This is a genomic window from Pseudomonas sp. H26/SER47-MNA-CIBAN-0231 (assembly GCF_040310465.1).
GTDB lineage: Bacteria > Pseudomonadota > Gammaproteobacteria > Pseudomonadales > Pseudomonadaceae > Aquipseudomonas > Aquipseudomonas atacamensis.
In genome coordinates this window covers 164837-185213 of the sequence record NZ_JBEOPW010000008.1, presented here as the reverse complement: position 1 = coordinate 185213, position 20377 = coordinate 164837, and the positions used below count along the sequence as shown (strand labels likewise).

Sequence of the window (20377 nt, the reverse complement as noted above, 5' to 3'; positions counted from 1 at the left end):
GTTTCAGCACGACAAATCATGAAAGAAAAGATGTAGAAATTTCGTCGCAAATTCGTCTCGGCCTTGTGATGCCGGCCTCGTCCCGAAGAATTGCCCGCTAAATTTTTTTCCTCCGCTTCGTTTCTTCGTCAGGCTCATTGCGCGTGGACGCAGGGGCAATCGACCTTTCGATCAGGAGCAAGCGTGATTATTTCCAGGCAACTCACCGGGCTGGCCCTCGCCAGCACCTTGTTCGGACTGAGCCTGTCGGCCCATGCACTGAGCCCGTCTGCACAAACCAGCGCCGATATTCGCCGCACCAGTTTCGGCGTGCCGCACATTCGCGCCGAGAGCGAACGCGGGCTGGGTTTCGGCATCGGTTACGCCTATGCCCAGGACAACCTGTGTTTGCTGGCCAACGAGATTGTGACGGTCAACGGCGAGCGCTCACGCTACTTCGGCCCGGAGCAGTTCACTGTCGAACAACGGGAAAACCGCGTCAGTGATGTGTTCTTCACCTGGCTCAATACTCCAGAAGCGGTCGAAACCTTCTGGCAGGCGCAACCGACGCAGGTCCGCGACCTGGTCGAGGGTTATGCCGCCGGATACAACCGCTATCTGGCCGAACGGCGCCAGCAAGGATTGCCGCAGCAATGCCAGGGCGAGTGGGTACGTGATATCAGTGCCGAGGATCTGGTCAAACTGACACGGCGCCTGTTGGTGGAAGGCGGGGTAGGGCAGTTCGCCGAGGCTCTGGCCGGCGCCACGCCGCCGCAAGCGACCGCACAGGTCAAGCACGATGCCGAGGCGTTCCAGTTGGCCGACGCCCGTCAGCAACGTTTCGCCCTGGATCGCGGCAGCAACGCCGTGGCAGTCGGCAGCGAGCGTTCGTTCAACGGCCGCGGCATGTTGCTGGCCAACCCGCATTTCCCATGGGTCGGGGGGATGCGCTTTTATCAGATGCACCTGACCATCCCCGGCAAGCTCGATGTCATGGGCGCGGCATTGCCGGGTCTGCCGATGATCAACATCGGTTTCAACCAGCATCTGGCCTGGACCCACACTGTCGACTCGTCGAAACACTTCACCTTGTATCGCCTGCAACTCGATCCAAAGGATCCGACCCGGTATTTGCTCGATGGCAAGTCGCTGCCGCTGAACAAACAGACGGTTACCGTGCAGGTCAAGCAGGCTGACGGCCAGGTCGTGCCGGTGAAACGCGATATCTACAGTTCGCAGTTCGGCCCGATCGTGCAATGGCCGGGCAAGCTCGATTGGGACAAGCAGTACGCCTACAGCTTGCGCGATGCCAACCTCGACAACGATCGCGTGCTCAAACAGTGGTACGCAATGAACCAGGCTAGCAATCTCAAGGATCTGCAAGACGCCGTGCACAAGATCCAGGGCATCCCGTGGGTCAACACTCTGGCGGTGGATGACAAGGGCCAGACGCTGTACATGAACCTGTCGGTGGTGCCGAATGTCAGCGCGGAAAAACTGGCCAAGTGCAGCGATCCACGCCTCGGTCTGCGCATGATTGTCCTGGACGGTGCCAACAGCGGCTGTGCCTGGGATGTCGATCCGCAAGCGGCGCAGCAGGGCATCTTCGCCTCCAGCCAGTTACCGCAATTGCTGCGCAAGGATTTCGTTCAGCACTCCAACGATTCAGCGTGGCTGGCCAACCCGGCGCAACCGCTCACTGGCTATTCACCGCTGATCAGTCAGGACGGACAACCGCTGGGCCTGCGCTCGCGATTTGCGCTTGATCGTTTGGCTGAGCTGAGCAAAAAAGGCCCGTTGGCGGTCAAGGATCTGCAGCACATGGTCATGGACGATCAGGTCTATCTGGCCGCGCAGGTCATGCCCGATCTGCTGAAGTTCTGCGGCGCCGATCTGGGCAGCGATGCGGCCACGCTGAAGCCGGTCTGCGCCAGCCTCGAAGCCTGGGATGGTCGTGCCAGTCTGGATTCCGGGATCGGTCTGGTGCACTTCCAGAACATCATGCAGGCGCTGCTTGAATCACCGGATATCTGGCGTGTTGCATTCAATCCGGCCGATGCGCAACACACTCCGCACGGCCTGGCGCTCGAACAACCGGCCGTGGCCAAGGCGCTGCGTGAAGCGATGCTGGCGTCGGTCGAGCGGGTCGCAAAAATGGGCCTGAAACCTGAAACGCGCTGGGGTGATATCCAGGTGGTCAGCAGTGGCGGGCGGCAAACGCCGATTCATGGCGGGCCGGGTACGTTGGGCATCTACAATGCAATGCAGAGCGTGCCCCGTGATGACGGCAAACTTGAGGTGGTCAGCGGCACCAGCTATCTGCAAGTGGTGAGCTTCGACGAAAAAGGCCCGCATGCCCAAGGGCTGCTGGCGTTCTCGTTATCCAGTGATCCGGCGTCGAAATATTCACGCGATCAGACCGAGGCGTTTTCGAAGAAACAGTGGAGTGTCCTGCCATTCACTGAGCAGCAGATCCAGGCGGATCCGCAATATCAGGTGCAGACGATCAAGCAGGATCAGGCAGGGAAGGTGGCAGCGCAGTAAACAGTCGTCGCCTGAAACAAACGAAGGCCGCCTCCCGCAAGGGACGCGGCCTTCAGCTTTTCGGCGGGCGCTGCGGCATCGAATTGATTACCGGGTTGCCTTCCTTGTTGCGGGTCAGGTAGACCGGCAGCACTTTTGGCAGGCTGTTGGCGAGGTTGTTCATCTCTTTGATGTTGTAGACACCGCCCACGCGGATCGCGCCGGTACTGGTGTCGGCCAGCATCAACGGCTTGTCGAGGTAACGGTTGATCAGCGGCAGGGCGTCGTGCAGCGCAAGGTTGTCCAGAATCAGTCGGCCGCTGCGCCACGCCAGCGAGGTATCGCCGGGGTAGGTCTGACTGATTTGCGGGGTGTAATCGCCATGTCGGTAGCGTGCCTGCATCGATGGACTCAGACGCAGGCCGTCGCCCGGAAGATCGCGATTGCTGCTGACCAGCACCGAACCCTCGACCAGATTGACCCGAACCTGATCTTCATACATCCACACATTGAATCGGGTACCGGTTACGCGGATCTTGCCATCGCCGGCGCGCACCACAAACGGATGAGACGCGTCATGACTGACATTAAAAAACGCCTCGCCCTTGTTCAGAGTCGCGCGACGTTCATTCTTGTAATTGCTGAAAGTCAGGTCGGTGTTCAGGTTGAGTTCCAGCTGGCTGCCGTCACTCAGGGTGATCTGACGCACACTGTCGGTGGCGGCGTAATGCTGATAACTGTTGGGCACCCAGCCCAGACTCCAGCCGCTGTAGGCCGCGAGCGGCAAGCCGACAGCGCAGGCGCCGGCGATGACCGCGAACTTGCGCCACGAACGCAAGGGTTTGCGCTGCGCCGCGAGCGCCTCGGGTTCGGTTCGAGGCAGATCTCCGGCGACTTCCCAGATTTCCTGCATGGCTTCGTATTCAAAGGCATGCAGCGGATGGGCTTCGTGCCAGTCTTCAAATGCGCGACGCTCCTCGTCCGTGCAGTCAGCGGCGTGCAGACGCATGCACCAGTGCGCGGCGGCATCGGTGATCGCATCGTATTCGGCTTCCGAGAGAGTGTCTTGGGTCATTGACTCGTCCTGATTTCGCTCATTCTAACCTCGCCGGCAGGCTGCCGAGAACATCCGTCATGGCATTTACCCATCAACGTGGAACTTATTTTTCCCTGTGGCGCCCAAAAAAACAGGAAGCAACTGCCTACTATCCATAAATGGAGTGAAAAAATGATCAAAAAGACATTCGCAGCCCTGATTGCCACCGCCGGTTTGCTCAGCGCCGGTGCCGCTCTGGCGGACAAGCCGGGCGCAGGCTGGATCACCATCGAAAAAGCCATCGAGGTCGCCAAGACCAAGGCCGGCTATGTCGAGGTCTATGAGATCGGCGCCGACAATGACGGCTACTGGGAAGGCGAAGGGCGCAAGGCCGATGGCAGTGTCTATGAGTTCCGCATCGACGGCGCCTCGGGCAATGTACTGCGGGACCAGAAGGATTAACCCAGCATAAACACCGCTGATTGTTGTGTTGAACAATGCGCTGGCGCGACGTCAGCGCATTTTTTTGTCTTCACGGCAGCGCTTGCGAGGCTCCTGCCTGATCCGACCCCGGCGCCGCTGACGATAGAGGGGCGGGAAGCGGGTCGAGCTGGCGGCCCAGTTCACTGATGAGCAACGCGATCGAATCGGCGTTGGCGAGCATGACGTCAATCCTTGCATCTGCAGAATCAGGGCGGCAAAACGCCAGGCGTGCATCTGCTAGGTTTGTGGTGTTGGTAAGGCTGAGGATTTTTTGGTAATTGCCGGCATGCGCCGGCACTTTGTCCAGGTCGGTCCAGACCTGTTTGCCGGTCTTCTCCGCAAACAAGTGCTTGCCGTAGCGCGACAATAAGCTGCGATGACGTTCAATAGATTCCTTGGCATGTTTGCCCGAGGTCGTCCTCGTGTCGATGAGGTCCAGATAAGGCGCCATGGCCTGCACGGCGACAATATCGTCGCTGTCGCAAACCAGATGCGAGAGCTCATGGATCAGCGTTACAGCGCGGGCATGGGAATCAACATTGAACCGAGGAGGCAAATGCGCAGTGTATTTATCCAGTCCCGGGTTGAAAAACAGCTCAGTGAGATGAATGATTTTTCGTTTGTCCTGTTTGAAAACGAATGCCACGGTATTGCCGCTGCCAGGCCCGTTCAGACCAGTAAAAAAGCGTTCGGTGTAGAGCAGATCGTCTTTCGGGTTCGTCAGTTCTCGGCAAACAGGAATAATCACCTTCTCGAATTTCCTGAGCAGCGTAGGCGTTATTACCGACACCTCGAAGAACTTCTTCAAAACCGTCTCTAACCGCGTGCCCGTAAGGTTGTCGCGCTGTGTAACGTAGTTATGCAGACAATTGACTGCGTATTCTCTTGCACGATTTACCGCTTGCTGTATCACGAACGCCCTAGCCGGATAGCGACGGTTGATCTGGGCCATGCCTCTGGCCTGGATATACATTTCTATGGAACGGTTTTCCTCGACTTCGTGTTGCACAGGGTCACGTTTTTTTGACCGGCAGCGATACACCTGCTGGCCGGTGCTTGCGACGACCAGACGGGAGTTTTTCTCCTCGAGTGCCGGCCCCGGGCTGCCGTCTTTTTTGCGCAAATACCAGGTCTTTTCGACCTGGACCGTCGGATACACCTTGCCGGCAATGGCGGCGTATTTCTGCGTCGTCGACGAATCGCCATAGACCAGCTTATTGGCATCGAGCTTGAGGCTTTCCAGTGCCGTGCTGCTTTCGAAGGGCTGCAGATCCACGCGGGCGGGCGTTACCGGTGACACTTTTGCCCAGCGAGAGGCTGCTTGCACCGTCGTGGCTGTACCCTCAGGTGCGTGCGCCTCTGCGGCGAATTCGGTACTGACCGTTTCTGCCTCGCTTTCCCACGACAGACGTCCCAGGCTGAAGAGGGTAATCGCCCCTGCAATGAAGCTTTTCAGGGCGTTCGCCCAGTGGTGATCCTGCAGGCCTTCAGCGGAGGCCTTGAAATCCTGATAGCTGCGCCAAAGGAAAAATCCGCAGGCGAGTTTGCCCGGCAACACGTGCGGCACCAGGCGGACGCCGTGGCTGAACAGAAACTTCACTGCTTCCCAATCTGCCTGGGCATTGATCTGTGGCTGACTGCGCAGCATTTGTGGCAGAAGACTCAGGGTGTCTTTGTGCAACCGCTCGAGCACGTTGCCCTTTATGGGGGAGTCATGAAGGGTGATTTCACTGTTTTTGCCGATCGTTGTTTTCAGCAGGCTCTTGAATACGGCCTGCTGCGCGTCAGGCAGACGCCGGATGAGCAAGTCCTGAAAGTGGCCGGGGGTATTGAGTGCCTCGATCAACTGCGCTTCGTTCTCGAACTCGCGAAATATCCATCTTGAGTAAGGCGCATAAAGGACCCGGGGACCTGTTTGCCCTGCGCCCGGACCGAAGACATACAGTCCGAGCGCATCTACGCAATCAGCGCCTGAAGTCTTGATCAACGATAGCGGACAAGCGATGGCGTGAGCACCGTCGACCATCGCCCGCGCTATCCCGTCCGGCATATCGAGGACCTGGCAGATATAGTCGTAGCCGGTATCGGAGAGTTGCTGTTGCAACTTCATCGAGTGGGCGTGCTGCATCAATTGCCAGGGCAGCTGGCGCAAGAATCGTTCTTTGCTGAGGCGTGCTGACGCGCTATCAGCTGTCAGCGCTTCCGTCACTTTCGCGGTGTAGGTAGTGGCAACGTCGAGAGATTGCAGCAGTTGCCGTACGGCGGACTGGCCAAAATCCTTCGGTAGTGCCGTCGCGGTTGTCGATGCCACTTTGAAACCGCTGTCCTGCACGACGTTGTAGTGATGCAAGCTAAACTCCAGCAAGTCACAGGCAGGGCCGGCCAGTGTCAGGTTGGGGGTGATCCGGATGTCCTGTGGCTTGAGGCCGTTGCCTGGAAATCGCGCATCGAGCAGTGTCTTGAGTGTCTGCTCGATATGAGTGGCCAGCGCCGGGACCTCATCGAGGAAATCCTTGCCGTCGATGAACGCGCGGCGCAGTTCATCCAGCAACGCCAGTTGCGTGCGCTGCTCGGTCGCCGAGGCCATGCGCAACCAGTCGGGATAATCCAGATGACTGGCAAGGGTTCGTGCAAGGTCAACGGCGCGGCGCAGATTGGTATCGATCACCGCGCTTTTCATTTGCTCAAGGTAAGTCTGCAACCTGTCCTGGTCCTTGATACAAACGCGCAGCTCTTCTGAATCGGCCAGGAAGTGTTCAATGCCCGATTGCATGCGATTACTGGAAACCCGGTCTTCAATCAATTGAAAACTGCCCAGGGTGTATTGCTGGTCCAGTCGACGTTGAGCTCTTGGCAGATTTTCCAGCAGCGTGTGACTCTGGTTGTTGTCATCCAGGCGTTGTTGCAATTGCTTCTGCGCGACGGCGATATTCTCGAACTGTTCCAGCCCCGTGGCCGGTGTCCACAGGATGGCGCGTCCGGAATGCTTGTCATCCATGCCGCCGCGCTCGGTCAGGAGCACGCAGTGAGCGAGCGGCAGCGCACCTTTGAACTCGGCACAGGTGAGGGTGAGCGACCATGCATCGGGGCGAAAACCATTGAGTGACTGGCGCTCCCTGCGTGTCGGATGCGTGGCATCGAACACGGTGTCGACGATCTTTCGCTCCGCCTCCAGCCATGACCCGCTGAGACTGCGCAGGTAGGCCTCACCGCGCAGGCCATCTTCGAACGCCTGGGCCAGCTTCCAGAGAATGCCCTCGAGAAAGACCCGCTGTTCGCCGCCGTGGCCGGTCGGCTGGTCTTTGAAGTGGCTGGTCAGATTATCCAGCGTCCGTCCCAGACTCGTCGCCTGCTGCGCAGCCTTGTCCGCTTGCACGAGTGACGATGGCGGAGTGCTGGTGAATAACGGACGGGTACTCCAGCGCTGATTGACGTCGAGCTTGAGCAGCCGTTCATGAATCATTGAGCGGATATCCAATGCCTTATCAAAGAGTGCATGGATATCGGTGGTGCGTTTGCTCTGACGAAAGCGCTGCAACACGAATTCAATGTTCTGGCGTTGTTTGGTGATGATGGTCTCGAACAGCGTCGTCATGATCTCACCGCCAATGTTTTCCCCGGATACCTGTGCGTTAGTGAAGCCAAGGTAGCGATTGCGCTCTTGCAGGTTCATCAGCCCGTACAGCTCATCTTCGTGCCCGGCAGCTCGCAGTTTGGCGGTCAGTGTCTGTTTGAGGTCGGCGTAGTCGGTGAGCACCTGCAGGCCCTGGCTGGGCGTATAGAGATAAGCCTTGTCATGATTGATCATCAGCGAACCGGCCAGCTCGACACAGGCTGTCTCTTCGCTCAGGCACACGGTTTCGAACGTTGGCCGCCGCACTGCAACGCTTGGCTCACGGACCAGACAGTGCAGGGCGTCGAATTCGCTGGCAGTGAGGATCTGCGTTTCGCGCTTGATCATCAGATCGGCTCGCGCTTGATCCTGTAGCGTCTGGCTGAAGAAAGTACGTCTGGGCGAGCCCTCGAATGAGGCGCCATTCCAATAGATCTCAAGCTGCCGAAACAACAGCATGGTCAATTTTCCCGATGCGCACTCGATCGCCTGGGTCCAGGCAGACTGATCGTCTTCGCTGACCGAACGAGCAGGATGGGTAAATTCCACGGTCTGACCGTGCGGCCAGCCTTGGCGATGAAAGTGCAGCAGCAGCGCGTCACTCAGCGACAGCGAGTCGACCCACTGTTTGTCCGCAGAGGAGGTCGCCGAATAGAAACCGACCCGGGTTAGCGACTGTTGCAACGCGGCAAAATGCGCTTCGAGCAGTTCGTCGAGAATCTTTTCCAGCAACGTTGCAAGGGATGGCAGTCGTTTGAGCTCGTCCAGCAGGTCACGGGCGCACCTCTCCAGGGATTCGCCGATAGCCGCTTGCTGGTCCTCGAACACATTACCTTCGATGGTTTCGCAGGTCAGGGTAATCCCGCGTTTTTCCACCAGTTCCTTGCGCAGCGAAACCGAGAGGAAAGCCAGCAGATCATCAGCTTCCCCGGCATTGTCGAGGCGTGTCTGCAGGGCGTCCGTCAGTGCTTGGCGGTCAGCGAATTTTTTCAGGCCATCGTAGGGCGTATAGAGAAACACGCCGTTGTCATCCGGCCCTGCGCTGAGCATGAAGCTGCCCGCCAGCGGCACGGCCTGTTGCTTTTCGGCGTTGAGCAGGATGCGTTCGGCCAGCATCGGTGGGGTCTGCTTGTTGCGCAGCGATTGCGTCGCCAGTTGCGCATGGGCGAGCCAGTCGAAGTCTTTGCTGTTGAGACCGTGTGCCGGACCCAGGGCAGCGTGCAGGCCGGGTGAATCGAATATCACTGGAAACAACAGCGGGGCAGTCGGGGTGGACATCATTGCAACTCTGAACGGGGCGCCATTGGGCTGGAACTCAACAGTAGATGCGCAGGCTGGAGCACTTGCGGTAGATAGTTACCGCACACGCTGACCGTGAAATGTGCATCTGGGCGCGCCAGCGGATGCCGATCAATCGAAGGGTTGACAGCTGGCAGCTCGGGCGCGGTTAATCGGTGGGCAAATTCGACCGTACGCTGTTGTTCCCTCCAATAATCATTCTGGAGCTTCAGATGTCTGCGCTACACGATCATGGCTCGTCCACAGTGTCCCTCGAGGCACTGACGCAACTGCTTGAAACGATTTTTCTGCGCCACGGCACTTCCAGCGACGTCGCCCGGGTGCTGGCCGCCAACTGCGCCAACGCCGAACGCGACGGCGCTCACAGTCATGGCGTGTTTCGCATCCCCGGTTATGTCTCGACGCTGAAAAGTGGTTGGGTCAATGGCCATGCGGTGCCCCAGGTTGAAGACGTCGCGCCGGGGTTTGTCCGGGTTGACGCTGGCAACGGTTTTGCCCAGCCTGCGTTGTCAGCGGCCCGACCACTGCTGATCGAGAAGGCGCGTCATGCCGGGATCGCGGTGCTGGCGATCCGCAACTCGCATCATTTCGCCGCTTTGTGGCCGGATGTCGAGCCCTTCGCCGACGAAGGTCTGGTGGCGCTGAGCGTGGTCAACAGCATGACCTGCGTGGTGCCCCATGGCGCTGATCGGCCATTGTTCGGTACCAATCCGATTGCCTTCGCCGCGCCAAGGGCCAACGCCGCGCCGATTGTGTTCGACCTTGCCACCAGCGCCATCGCCCATGGCGATGTGCAAATTGCAGCCCGTAAAGGTGAAAAACTCCCGGCCGGCATGGGTGTCGACAGCCTCGGCCAACCGACCCAGGACCCCAAGGCGATTCTCGAAGGCGGCGCGTTGTTGCCGTTCGGCGGGCATAAAGGCTCGGCGCTGTCGATGATGGTCGAGTTGCTGGCGGCGGCATTGACCGGCGGCAATTTCTCATTCGAGTTTGACTGGTCCAACCATCCTGGCGCGAAGACGCCATGGACCGGCCAGCTGTTGATCGTCATCGACCCGAGCAAAGCGGCGGGGCAGAGCTTTGCCCAACGCAGCGAGGAACTGGTACGGCAGATGCACGGGGTCGGGCTCAAGCGTTTGCCGGGGGATCGGCGGCATTTGCAGCGTGCCCGCTCATTAGCGCAGGGCATCACGCTGGATGAACAGACGCTGGGGCAGTTGCGGGAGTTGGCGGGGGACTGAGTTTGCACAAGGCATAAAAAAGCGAGCCCCAAGGCTCGCTTTTTTTGTGGCGCTGGAACTCAGCGGCGGCCGAGCAGCAGGCCCACCACCAGGCCGAAACCGGCGGAGACCGCCACGGTTTGCCAAGGGTGGCCACCGATGTAGTTCTCGGTGGCTTCAACAGCGGGTTTGGTGCGGTCGCGCACGCTGGACACCGAATCCAGTGCCAGCTGCAGCTTCTGGGCGATTTGTGCGCGCAGCGTTTCTGCTTCTTCGCCTACCAGTGAAGCGCTGCTCTTGAGCAGTTTGTCCGATTCTTCGATCAGAGCCTGAAGCTCGCTGAAAGCTTGATCCTTGATTTGCTCTTCGGCAGCTTGCGAGGCGGTTTTACGGGCCATTGGGTGACTCCTTGCAGGTGAATGGACAGTGACCAATGGAGTGTAGCGGCAGGCGAAAAGTTGCATGTCATTCGCGGACAAGGGAAAAACCTGCACCGGAGATTTGTGCCGAGCGTGTAAGATGTCGCCATTTTACGCAGCAGGATAAATCCCCATGAGTTTCAATCTGGCCGACAAATCCCTCGCAGAGCGCGCAGCGCTGGAAGACGAGAAATCCCGTCTGTTCGAGCTCTGGCAGAACAATCTGGGCAAAGCCAAAGGCGAAGCCGCGCGCCTGTTTGGGGAGCGCTCCAAGCGCAAGGGCAAATGGGCCGAGTGGGTCCGCGCCGAGCTGGACGGCATGTCGCCGCCGGAGTTCGCCAACATGGTGCGCAGTGAAGTCAATCGCCTGATGGCGGCGAACAAATAATCCGTTTCACCCCTGGCTGAACGTGGCGGCAATCGCCTCACGAACCTTGACCAGCACCGGATCGATCTGCGTGCTGGTGCGCCAGCCCAGTTCCACCGGATAACGCGGTAAAGCCAAAGGGCAGGGCAGCAGCGCCAGTCCGCTCAGCGCCGCGATACTTGCGGCGGCGTGGGCCGGGATCGTCGCCACTGCCTGACTGCCCTTGAGCAAAAAGGGCAGTGCAGCAAAATGCGTGGTCGACGCGCAGACTCGCCGGCTCAAGCCCACTGCCGCCAATCCTTCATCGGTAATGCCGATAAAGCCGCCCGACGACACCAGAATGTGCTCGCGTTCAACGAACTCCTGCAACGCGATCTGCTGTTGGCCTGGCGCGAGACTGGCTGGATCGACGAGGCATGCATAGCCACCTTCGCCCAACACCTGACGGCTGAGCAGGCGCTCGGCAAATCCTCCGGCAGTGATCGCCAGGTCGATGCTGCGTTCCATCAGCGCGCGGGCGACGATCTGGCTGTGGGTCTGGCGAAATATCAACCGCAGTTTCGGCGCACGACGGGCGATTTCCTCGATCAGGCGGCGACCGTAGGCAATTTCAAAATCATCTGACAGACCGATCGCTACCGAGCGCCCCTCGTACTGATTGGTCGCTGGATCAAGCATGGCCAGACTTTGCCGGCATTTGTTCAGGGCATCGTTGATCACCGGTTTCAGCTGATTGGCTTGCAGTGTCGGCGCCAGACCGCGCCCGGTGCGCACGAACAACTGATCGCCATACACCTCACGCAAGCGGCGCAATGCCGCGCTGACTGCCGATTGCGTTACGCCCAGGCGCAGGGCGGCGCGGCTGGCGCTGGATTCGTCGTGCAGTGCTTCGAAGACTTTCAGCAGGTTGAGGTCGATGTCGGCGATATTCATTTGACTCATATCATTCAGCAGTGGGCAGGGCTTTATTCATGATCGCGTGACGCTGGAGAATCAGCAACACCTGAACCTGATGGAGTAAACACGATGGCCAAATCCATAGTCGCGGCGTTGCAGATCGGTGCCTTGCCCGGCGGCAAAGGCGAAACCCTTGAACAGATCCTTGCTTGGGAAGACGCAATCCGCGAATCCGGCGCCGCGTTGGTGGTGATGCCGGAAGCCTTGCTCGGTGGTTATCCGAAAGGCGAGGGTTTCGGCACCCAGTTGGGTTATCGACTGCCCGAGGGGCGCGAGGCCTTCGCGCGGTACTTTGCCAACGCCATTGATGTGCCTGGCGCCGAAACCGACGCCTTGGCCGGATTGTCAGCGCGCACCGGGGCCAATCTGGTGATCGGCGTGATCGAGCGCGCCGGAAGCACGTTGTATTGCACGGTGCTGTATTTCGATCCCCAGGCCGGGCTGCTCGGCAAACACCGCAAGCTCATGCCCACCGGCACCGAGCGACTGATCTGGGGCAAGGGTGACGGCTCGACGCTGCCAGTGTTCGACACCCAGGTCGGCAAGCTTGGCGCGGTGGTGTGCTGGGAAAACATGATGCCGCTGCTGCGCACGGCGATGTATGCCAAGGGTGTTGAGGTCTGGTGCGCGCCGACCGTGGACGAGCGCGAAATGTGGCAGGTCAGCATGCGCCACATCGCCCACGAAGGCCGCTGTTTCGTGGTCAGCGCCTGTCAGGTGCAGGCCTCGCCGAATGCGTTGGGTGTGGAGATTGCCAATTGGCCGGGTGATCGACCGTTGATTGCCGGTGGCAGCGTGATCGTCGGCCCCATGGGCGATGTGCTGGCGGGGCCGTTGCGCGGGGAAGCGGGCTTGCTTACGGCGCAGATCGACACCGATGAACTGATCCGCGCGCGGTATGACTACGATGTGGTCGGCCACTATGCGCGGCCGGATGTGTTCGAGTTGAGCGTTGATGAGCGTGCGAAGCCGGGGGTGCGGTTCAACACTTGACCTTGATACTTGTTTTGAACCTGTGGGAGCTGGCTTGCCAGCGATGGGGCCATGTCAGTCGACATCTTTTTGGCAGATGCACCGCTATCGCTGGCAAGCCAGCTCCCACAGGGATCGGTGCCCGATCAGAAAACTTTTTACCAAGTCGCCGCACTCGCCTTGGGCAGGCTCAACTTGCCGCTGTCGGTAAAGCGCATCGTGCCAAACAAACCGCCCGCCAGTTTGCCGCGCAGTACGTAGGGCAGGTTATCGAGGCTTTGCGTCTGGCTCAGGCCCAATGTCTGGCGCAGGAACGAGAACGCCGAGACGCTGACCGGTACCGTGACAATGGCTTCAGAGAAACGCGGGATCGAGCCGCTCTGATCGCTCACACCCGAAGCCAGCGAATGACCATTGACCTCCAGATCCAGGGCGATGCCGTTGTAATCGATCGCCGTTTCATTGGGGTTCTGTACGCGCAGCTTGATCGCGAAGCGCACTTCCAGTTCCTGGCTGGGCAAGGGTTCGAGGCCGACCACGTTGATGTTCACCGGGTCGCGATTGGGAAACAGTGCGCAGGCACTGAGCGACAACAGCAGAAGCGACAGGATGACGGCGTGGACGCGGCGCATAAAAATCTCTCGACAAAAAAGGGCTGAACCGTTGCCGGTGCAGTCCTTTTTGCCAAGGCGCGACGTCAGCGGTTCAACTGTGCGACAGCCGCCGCTTGGCCGGGTTCACCTTTGGCGGTGACGTCGGGGTTTTCCATGACCTGCAGAATCGACGCTTCCGGGTCGAAATCATCTTCTTCCAGCTCGATGAATTCTTCCGGCAGGAAGATGTTCAGCACGATAGCGCACAACGCACCGACAGTGATTGGCGATTCGAAGATGTTGCGCAGCGCTTGCGGCAGTTCGCGCAGGACTTCCGGCACCGCCGCGATGCCCAGGCCCATGCCCAGCGAAATCGCCACGATCAGCATGTTGCGTCGATGCAGGCCGGCTTCGGCGAGGATCTTGATTCCGGCCACGGCGACGGTGCCGAACATCACCAGTTCAGCGCCGCCCAGCACCGGTTTCGGCATCAATTGCAGCACCGCGCCGATCATCGGGAACAAACCGAGCAACACCAGCAGCCCGGCGATGAAAAACGCTACGTAGCGGCTGGCCACACCGGTCAACTGGATCACGCCGTTGTTCTGCGCGAAGGTCACCATCGGCATGCTGTTGAACACTGCCGCCATGGCCGAGTTGAGACCATCGGCGAGCAGGCCGGATTTGATGCGACGGATGTACAGCGGGCCTTTCACCGGTTGCCGCGAGATCATCGAGTTGGCGGTCAGGTCACCGGCCGCTTCCAGCGGCGACACGAGGAAAATCACTGCCACCGGCACGAACGCCACCCAATCGAAGTTGAAACCGTACTTGAACGGCACCGGCACGCTGACCAGCGGCACCTCGGGCATCGAAGCGAAGTCCACCGTGCCCATCAGCCATGCCACTACGTAGCCGAGGGTCAGGCCAATGACGATCGCGCCCAGACGCAGAAACGGCACGTCGACACGGTTCAGCACAACGATGGTGCCGATCACCAGCGCCGCCAGAAATACGTGACTGGCCGCGCCCAGGTCAGGGGCGCCGAAGCCGCCAGCGATGTCGGTCATCGCCACTTTGATCAGCGACAAGCCCATCAGCGTGATAATCGTGCCGGTCACCACCGGCGTGATCAGCATGCGCAGTTTGCCGATGAACTGGCTGAGCACCACTTCGATGAACGCGGCGAAGAAGCACACGCCGAAGATCGTCGAGAGGATCTCGTCAGTGCCACCGCCACGCGCCTTGACCATGAACCCGGCGCTGAGAATCACGCTGATGAAGGAAAAACTGGTGCCTTGCAGGCAGAGCAGACCGGAACCCACCGGGCCGAATCGCTTGGCCTGGACAAAGGTGCCAAGGCCGGAGACGAACAGCGCCATGCTGATCAGGTAGGGGATTTCACTGTGCAGACCGAGGGCGCCGCCCATGATCAGGGTCGGGGTGATGATGCCGACGAAACTCGCCAGCACGTGTTGCAACGCGGCGAACACCGTGGCGGTCAGGTGCGGACGGTCGTTGAGGCCGTAGATCAGGTCGTTGTTGCGCGGGGTTTTGTCAGAGGCGGTCATGATGAGGTGCGCGCCGCAAGGCGGGGCCGGGTCAGAAAATGGGTGCGCAGAATGCCGGAAGAGGGCGGCGAGGGCAACGAGCAATAACTGCCTGAAAGGTCAGGTTTTACTGCCTCTCCCTTGTTCTGATCGTTCCCATGCTCCGCATGGGAATGCAGCCCGGGACGCTCCGCGTCCCTTCCAGAGCTGGAACGCGGAGCGTCCCTTGAGGCATCCCCACGCAGAGCGCGGGAATGATCAAGCGTGCCTCGACCAGCAATGGAAAAGCGCCCGTGGCATACTCCCGCGCATGACTTTCGACTCCCCCCTCAGTGCCTGGCAATACGCAGTCGACCACAAGGGATTCATCCAGGATGAAGCCCAGGAGCACGCGGTCTGGGCCTTGCAAAAATGCCATGAAGCCTTGCACGCCGGCGCCCGCTCGGTCGGCGGCGTGTACCTGTGGGGGCCGGTCGGGCGCGGCAAGACCTGGCTGATGGATCAGTTCTATCAGAGCCTGCGGGTGCCAGCGCGGCGTCAACACTTTCATCACTTCATGGGCTGGGTGCATCAGCGTTCGTTCCAACTCAGTGGCATCGCCGATCCGTTGCGCGCCTTGGCCAAAGAGCTGGCCGCCGAAGTGCGCGTGCTTTGTTTCGATGAGCTGTTCGTCAATGACATCGGCGACGCGATCATTCTCGGCCGGCTGTTTCAGGTGATGTTCGATGAAGGTGTGGTGATCGTCTGCACCTCCAATCTGCCGCCCGATGATCTATACGCCGACGGCTTCAACCGCGACCGTTTCACGCCGGCGATTGCGGCGATCAAGGCACACATGACCGTAGTGGCGGTGAATGGCGCCGAGGATCATCGCTTGCATCCGGGGGCAATCGAGCAGCGTTATTTTGTTCGCGCGGATGATTTACCGAGCGCACTGGAGGCCGTGTTCAAATCGCAGGCTGCAGATGAGACTGTCAGCGAGGAACCCGTCGCCGTGGGCCATCGCACACTCAACGTGGTGCAAGCCAGCGAATCCGTGCTGTGGTGCCGCTACAGCGATTTGTGCGAGCAACCTTTCGCCGCCATGGACTTCATTGCCCTGTGCGATCGCTACCGGGCTATTCTGTTGAGCGAAGTACCGAACCTCAGCGCACAAAAACGCGAAGGACGTATTGCACGCGGTACCGAAGATGGCGCTGAGCGCGTAGTGGCCGGTGATCGCGAGTTGCCGCAGTTGTCGGTGCATGACGACGGCGTTCGCCGCTTTATCGCGCTGGTCGACGAATGCTACGACCGCAAAGTGCCGCTCTATGTAGAAGCACGCGTGCCAATGGATGCGCTGTACACCGAGGGTTATCTGGAATTCCCGTTCCGCCGCACCCTCAGCCGTTTGCAGGAGATGCAATTGCAGCGCTTCGCTGAAGCCTGAAAGAAGAGGGCACCGACATGAGTCAACCGCTGTCCCATCATTTGCTGACCATGGCCTACCAGAATGCCTGGGCCAATCATCGTCTGGCCAAGGCCTGGACCCAGCTCGATGCCACTGAACTGGCGGAGCTACGGGTGAGCTTCTTCCCCGGCATCCGCCTCACGCTTAATCACATCCTCACTTGCGATTGGTTCTACGTCGACGCGCTGGAGCGTGAATTGCGCGGGGACGAGCCGCACCCGGATTGCTATGTTTTCTTCAATGCAGACGAGCCGTTTACTGAGGCTGCGGCGCTGCGTGCAGAGCAGGCCCGCGTCGATCGCCGGCTGATCGCCTATTGCGAGCAACTGCGCGATGCCGATCTGCCAAGAATCGTCACTATCGCTCGCGACGAACCGCAACATGACAGCCGCCTGCGCATGCTTTCGCACCTGTTCGAACACCAGATCCATCATCGCGGCCAAGTGCACGCCATGCTCAGCGGCACGACGGTGAAGCCACCGCAACTGGATGAATTTTTCTGTGTCGGCGAAAGCGCATTGCGCGCCGAAGACTTCGCCGAACTGGGCTGGACTGAAGAGCTTATCTGGGGCCACTGACCGCGAAAGATCGCAGCTTTTCAAGTTGCTCACTCCACCTCACCCAAGCTAATGTCCAAAAGCCTTCCAGCTAGCACCTTGCGCGCCGGGGCTTTTTGCTTATCGGGGATGGAAATGGATTCCGCAGAAATACTCGTTCTTCAGGCCAGCTACACCAATCCGGTGCACGCCGAAGCCATCGGCATCGTGCTCAACCACTACGCCGAAGATCCCATGGGCGGCGGTCATCCGATCGCGCCCGAACTGCTGCAACGCCTGCCCGAAGAACTCGCCCGCCGCCCGCATGCCTTCAGCGTGCTGGCCTTCGTCGGCGGCGAACCGGCCGGGCTGGTCAACTGTTTCGAAGGCTTCTCGACATTCGCCTGTAAACCACTGGTCAACGTCCACGACGTCGCCGTGGTCGGCAAATTTCGCGGCTTGGGGCTCAGTCAGAAAATGCTGCAGAAGGTAGAAGAAATCGCCCGTCAGCGCGGTTGCTGCAAGATCACCCTGGAAGTGCTGGAAGGCAATGCGGTGGCGCAGGGTTCGTATCGCAAATTCGGCTTTGCACCGGGGATGTTCAATCCGGATCACGGGCGGATGCTGTTCTGGATAAAGGACTTGCAGGCCTGAAGGCGCCTCACCGCAAATCACCAACATAAAAAAAGGCGCCCCGATCAGGGCGCCTGAACTGTCATCTCCCGGGCCAGAGCGGAGCCACGGAAGGTCCATCGGTTGCTCGGTGAAGCTCAGTCGCGATAAGACTCGGTCACCTGCGCCGTCTGGTCAGCAGGGACGCGAATTTCTTTCGCGCTGGCGTCGGTGTTCTGCTCGCTTTGCGCGTGCTGGACCGGGAAATTGTCGTAGTAATAACGCATGCGTTCGGCACCGCCTTCAGCGAAGGCGCTGGTGGAGCCGAGGGCGAGCAGGGTGGTGAGAGTGAAGGTAGTGGTTTTCATGGTGCCTCCTACTGAACAAGTGGGAGTCGGTTCGTCCGTGAAGCAGACCGCGAAAGAAGTCTGCGTCGCGGCCATTAACAATGGGTTAACGCTGGTTCAGCGCAAATATTGCGGCGTATTACAGAAACAATGCGGTCGATAGGCACAAAAAAGGGCCTTCTCGGCCCTTTGTCGTTTTACTTCTGCGCTACTTCCGCCGGATCCGGGTGCTTTGGCTTCATCAAACTGAAGTCAATCAACGCCCGCCGCGGTGCCTGGTACGGGTCGCCAATCAGCAGCTTGCGCGGTACGAAGCTGTCGCTGACCAGGCTTTTACTGCGATCCAGTTCATCGGAGCTCAACCCGGCCAAGTCCGCCCAGGTATGAATGAGCTGCGAGCTGCTGTACGGGCGGCTGAGGTCGCCGGCGAAGTTCCAGTCATGGTTTTCCTTCCACTTCGGCGAGGCCCAGGCCATGAACGGGATGGTGTACATCGGCGCGGTCGGTTTGTTTTCGTTGCGGCCCAGCGTGCCGTGGCCGGCGGAGTCGAAGACATCCTCACCGTGGTCGGAAAGGTACAGCAGGAAGCCATTCGGGTCGGTTTTGGCGTAGTCCTTGATCAGGCTCGAGACCACGAAGTCGTTGTACAGCACGGCATTGTCATAGCTGTTGTAAGTCGGTACCTGATCGTCACGCACGCCAGCCGGAACGCCTTGGCGATCCTTGAACTTGTCGAACGTCGGCGGATAACGGTACTGATAGCTCATGTGCGTGCCGAGCAGATGCACGACGATCAGCTTGCGCGGCGCGGCATCGGCCAGCGCCTTGTTGAACGGCTCGATGACGTCGCCATCGTATTGCGCCGAGTTCTGGTTGCGGTTGTTGTTCAGGTACACCTGCTCGTCAGCCTGTTCGGAGAAGGTCGTGAGCATGGTGTTGCGCTTGGTCATGGTCTGCTGGTTGGTGATCCAGAAGGTCTTGTAACCGGCCTGTTTCATCACGCTGACCAGCGATGGCGTCGACAGGTACAGATCCGGGTTCTGCTCATCGGCGAAGGTCAGCACTTGCTGCAGCGCTTCGATGGTGTAAGGGCGCGGGGTGATGACGTTGTCGAAAACCGCCAGTTGATCCTTGAGCTTGTCCAGTTCCGGCGTGGTGTTGCGCGGGTATCCGTAGAGGCTCATGCGCTGACGGTTGGTCGATTCGCCGATCACCAGCACCAAAGTCGCCGGTTGCCCGGCCGAGGCGTCCTTGAGGTTTTTCAGCGGCGGGATCTTGCTGGCACTGTCGAGCATGCCTTGCATGTCCCCCAGCGTTTCCAGATACCGGTGATAGGCCACAGCCATCTGCCACGGCACGGCAGGCTCGATGCGGGTTTCGAATTTCTCGAAGCCTTCAGCGAAATTGCCCATGCGCATGGTTTGTTTGATCAGCGGATAACCGGCCACGGCGATCACGATCGCGGTCGCGGCAACCATTGCGCGTCCACGGGGCATGTACACCGGACGCAGGCGCGTCCACAGAAAGTAGGCAAACGCGGTATGGGCGAGGAACGCGGGGATCATCCACCAGGCGAAATACTGGGTCATGTACTCGCCGGCTTCCGACACGTTCGACTCGAACATGATGAAGATGACGCTCTGCGAGAATTCCTGCTGATAAATGAAGAAGTAACCGAGGCTGGCCATCGAGCAGGCCCACAGCACCACACCGATCATCGCCGCGAGCAGGCGAGTCTGTTTGGGGAACAGCAGCATCGGCGCCAGCCACAGCGCGCTCATCACGAATGCCTGACGAAATCCGGTGAAGCCGGACGTGCCGGTCAGCTGGATCAGCAGTTGGGTAATACCCGAGAAATACCAGAAGAAGACGAACAGCCAGATGAATCCGGCCCAGTCGAAACCGGCCGCAGTCGTTTTGCTGCGTTTGAACAATGCCATTCAGCGCTCCAGCTCAATCATCAGACCCACGCCGGAAACGCTTCCATGACACCGACGAACAGAGGCCGTGCGCGCAGGCACGGCCAGAATGGGGCGGAGTATCCCCAAGGGCTTGTGAAAGATTTGTTAAGCGCCGCATTTGATGAGTATCAGGCGGTCAGAGGTGCAACGTGTCGGGAACGACGGGGGCCGTTCCCGAAGCAGGCGGGGATCAGGCGTGGGGTGCGCGCTGCACAACCGGACGCGGCTGCGGCTGCGAGCCTTGGGTCAATGCGCGCAATTGCGCCAATTCGTGCTTCAACTGGTCGCGCTCGTCTTTCAACTGGCGCAATTCATCGCGACGGATCGTAACGTAGAGGGTTTGTGGCGGCATTGCTGTGTGTACTGTGCCCATTGCTCACCTCGCAAATGGCGTGCATCAACTGTAAGTCACTCCTCGTTTTGAGGCGCTTGACTTACTATCGGCGCCAATTTTGATTTC

At 59.5% G+C, this 20377-nt stretch carries 17 protein-coding genes; 8 read left to right on the top strand and 9 right to left on the bottom strand.

Translation table 11 applies throughout. The features are described from left to right. Positions 1 to 183 precede the first annotated feature (183 nt). On the top strand, positions 184 to 2523 hold the full coding sequence (pvdQ, locus tag AAEZ10_RS15035) for a bifunctional acylase PvdQ (protein WP_350569844.1): 2340 nt from the start codon (positions 184 to 186) through the stop codon (positions 2521 to 2523). A gap of 52 nt (positions 2524 to 2575) precedes the next feature. Here pvdQ and AAEZ10_RS15030 read toward each other — a convergent pair whose 3' ends face one another. Continuing rightward, positions 2576 to 3577 (bottom strand): FecR family protein, encoded by a 1002-nt coding sequence (locus AAEZ10_RS15030; protein WP_350569842.1) that lies wholly within the window; start codon positions 3575 to 3577, stop codon positions 2576 to 2578. Between the two features lie 153 nt (positions 3578 to 3730). Between AAEZ10_RS15030 and AAEZ10_RS15025 the strand changes: the two genes are divergently transcribed. Beyond that, positions 3731 to 4000 carry a PepSY domain-containing protein gene (locus AAEZ10_RS15025; protein WP_071172382.1) on the top strand — a complete coding sequence of 90 codons (270 nt, stop codon included), beginning with the start codon at positions 3731 to 3733 and terminating at the stop codon, positions 3998 to 4000. A 70-nt stretch (positions 4001 to 4070) separates the two neighbouring features. On the opposite strand, the gene AAEZ10_RS15020 is transcribed toward AAEZ10_RS15025, so the two are convergent. Further along, entirely contained in the window at positions 4071 to 8750 is a 4680-nt protein-coding gene (locus AAEZ10_RS15020) for a dermonecrotic toxin domain-containing protein (protein ID WP_350569839.1), read from the bottom strand. Positions 8751 to 9145: 395 nt separating this feature from the next. Here AAEZ10_RS15020 and AAEZ10_RS15015 point away from each other — a divergent pair, with 395 nt between their 5' ends. Then, entirely contained in the window at positions 9146 to 10174 is a 1029-nt protein-coding gene (locus tag AAEZ10_RS15015) for an Ldh family oxidoreductase (protein ID WP_110645238.1), read from the top strand. 59 nt (positions 10175 to 10233) lie between these two features. Here AAEZ10_RS15015 and AAEZ10_RS15010 read toward each other — a convergent pair whose 3' ends face one another. Next, positions 10234 to 10551, bottom strand: coding sequence for an ElaB/YgaM/YqjD family protein (locus tag AAEZ10_RS15010; protein WP_024012897.1), 318 nt, complete (start codon positions 10549 to 10551; stop codon positions 10234 to 10236). Positions 10552 to 10705: 154 nt separating this feature from the next. On the opposite strand from AAEZ10_RS15010, the gene AAEZ10_RS15005 reads away from it, so the two are divergent. Further along, complete coding sequence (locus tag AAEZ10_RS15005) at positions 10706 to 10960, top strand: hypothetical protein (protein ID WP_003224595.1); 255 nt, start codon at positions 10706 to 10708, stop codon at positions 10958 to 10960. Between the two features lie 6 nt (positions 10961 to 10966). Here AAEZ10_RS15005 and AAEZ10_RS15000 read toward each other — a convergent pair whose 3' ends face one another. Next, positions 10967 to 11881, bottom strand: a complete 915-nt coding sequence (locus AAEZ10_RS15000) for a LysR family transcriptional regulator (RefSeq protein WP_350569836.1) — start codon at positions 11879 to 11881, stop codon at positions 10967 to 10969. Positions 11882 to 11965: 84 nt separating this feature from the next. Between AAEZ10_RS15000 and AAEZ10_RS14995 the strand changes: the two genes are divergently transcribed. After that, complete coding sequence (locus tag AAEZ10_RS14995) at positions 11966 to 12889, top strand: carbon-nitrogen hydrolase family protein (RefSeq protein ID WP_350569834.1); 924 nt, start codon at positions 11966 to 11968, stop codon at positions 12887 to 12889. A 137-nt stretch (positions 12890 to 13026) separates the two neighbouring features. On the opposite strand, the gene AAEZ10_RS14990 is transcribed toward AAEZ10_RS14995, so the two are convergent. Both AAEZ10_RS14990 and AAEZ10_RS14985 read right to left on the bottom strand, forming a co-directional pair. After that, positions 13027 to 13500, bottom strand: a complete 474-nt coding sequence (locus AAEZ10_RS14990; protein WP_073474543.1) for an LEA/WHy family protein — start codon at positions 13498 to 13500, stop codon at positions 13027 to 13029. Positions 13501 to 13565: 65 nt separating this feature from the next. Continuing rightward, positions 13566 to 15032, bottom strand: a complete 1467-nt coding sequence (locus tag AAEZ10_RS14985; RefSeq protein WP_110645241.1) for a nucleobase:cation symporter-2 family protein — start codon at positions 15030 to 15032, stop codon at positions 13566 to 13568. Between the two features lie 289 nt (positions 15033 to 15321). On the opposite strand from AAEZ10_RS14985, the gene zapE reads away from it, so the two are divergent. From zapE to AAEZ10_RS14970, 3 genes are all read left to right on the top strand, one after another. Continuing rightward, on the top strand, positions 15322 to 16440 hold the full coding sequence (gene zapE, locus AAEZ10_RS14980; protein ID WP_350569832.1) for a cell division protein ZapE: 1119 nt from the start codon (positions 15322 to 15324) through the stop codon (positions 16438 to 16440). 17 nt (positions 16441 to 16457) lie between these two features. Then, positions 16458 to 17039: a DinB family protein gene (locus AAEZ10_RS14975; RefSeq protein ID WP_130929899.1), complete on the top strand. Its 582-nt coding sequence runs from the start codon at positions 16458 to 16460 to the stop codon at positions 17037 to 17039. 114 nt (positions 17040 to 17153) lie between these two features. Continuing rightward, positions 17154 to 17651 (top strand): GNAT family N-acetyltransferase, encoded by a 498-nt coding sequence (locus AAEZ10_RS14970; RefSeq protein ID WP_016774668.1) that lies wholly within the window; start codon positions 17154 to 17156, stop codon positions 17649 to 17651. Between the two features lie 116 nt (positions 17652 to 17767). Here AAEZ10_RS14970 and AAEZ10_RS14965 read toward each other — a convergent pair whose 3' ends face one another. From AAEZ10_RS14965 to AAEZ10_RS14955, 3 genes are all read right to left on the bottom strand, one after another. Then, positions 17768 to 17977 carry a hypothetical protein gene (locus tag AAEZ10_RS14965; protein WP_350569829.1) on the bottom strand — a complete coding sequence of 70 codons (210 nt, stop codon included), beginning with the start codon at positions 17975 to 17977 and terminating at the stop codon, positions 17768 to 17770. Between the two features lie 176 nt (positions 17978 to 18153). Beyond that, entirely contained in the window at positions 18154 to 19896 is a 1743-nt protein-coding gene (locus tag AAEZ10_RS14960; protein WP_350569827.1) for a phosphoethanolamine transferase CptA, read from the bottom strand. A 211-nt stretch (positions 19897 to 20107) separates the two neighbouring features. Next, a complete protein-coding gene (locus AAEZ10_RS14955; protein ID WP_016774671.1) occupies positions 20108 to 20290 on the bottom strand; it encodes a DUF6026 family protein in 183 nt (60 codons plus the stop codon). Between the last annotated feature and the right edge of the window lie 87 nt (positions 20291 to 20377).

Coding starts and splice junctions, on each gene's coding strand:
- AAEZ10_RS15020 (WP_350569839.1), bottom strand. CDS start 8,750: ATGCTGGCCGAACGCATCCTGCTCAACGCCGAAAAGCAACAGGCCGTG.
- AAEZ10_RS15015 (WP_110645238.1), top strand. CDS start 9,146: ATGTCTGCGCTACACGATCATGGCTCGTCCACAGTGTCCCTCGAGGCA.
- AAEZ10_RS14955 (WP_016774671.1), bottom strand. CDS start 20,290: ATGGGCACAGTACACACAGCAATGCCGCCACAAACCCTCTACGTTACG.
- AAEZ10_RS14995 (WP_350569834.1), top strand. CDS start 11,966: ATGGCCAAATCCATAGTCGCGGCGTTGCAGATCGGTGCCTTGCCCGGC.
- AAEZ10_RS15030 (WP_350569842.1), bottom strand. CDS start 3,577: ATGACCCAAGACACTCTCTCGGAAGCCGAATACGATGCGATCACCGAT.
- AAEZ10_RS15025 (WP_071172382.1), top strand. CDS start 3,731: ATGATCAAAAAGACATTCGCAGCCCTGATTGCCACCGCCGGTTTGCTC.
- AAEZ10_RS14970 (WP_016774668.1), top strand. CDS start 17,154: ATGGATTCCGCAGAAATACTCGTTCTTCAGGCCAGCTACACCAATCCG.
- AAEZ10_RS15010 (WP_024012897.1), bottom strand. CDS start 10,551: ATGGCCCGTAAAACCGCCTCGCAAGCTGCCGAAGAGCAAATCAAGGAT.
- AAEZ10_RS15005 (WP_003224595.1), top strand. CDS start 10,706: ATGAGTTTCAATCTGGCCGACAAATCCCTCGCAGAGCGCGCAGCGCTG.
- AAEZ10_RS15000 (WP_350569836.1), bottom strand. CDS start 11,881: ATGAGTCAAATGAATATCGCCGACATCGACCTCAACCTGCTGAAAGTC.
- AAEZ10_RS14960 (WP_350569827.1), bottom strand. CDS start 19,896: ATGGCATTGTTCAAACGCAGCAAAACGACTGCGGCCGGTTTCGACTGG.
- zapE (WP_350569832.1), top strand. CDS start 15,322: ATGACTTTCGACTCCCCCCTCAGTGCCTGGCAATACGCAGTCGACCAC.
- AAEZ10_RS14985 (WP_110645241.1), bottom strand. CDS start 15,032: ATGACCGCCTCTGACAAAACCCCGCGCAACAACGACCTGATCTACGGC.
- AAEZ10_RS14975 (WP_130929899.1), top strand. CDS start 16,458: ATGAGTCAACCGCTGTCCCATCATTTGCTGACCATGGCCTACCAGAAT.
- AAEZ10_RS14990 (WP_073474543.1), bottom strand. CDS start 13,500: ATGCGCCGCGTCCACGCCGTCATCCTGTCGCTTCTGCTGTTGTCGCTC.
- AAEZ10_RS14965 (WP_350569829.1), bottom strand. CDS start 17,977: ATGAAAACCACTACCTTCACTCTCACCACCCTGCTCGCCCTCGGCTCC.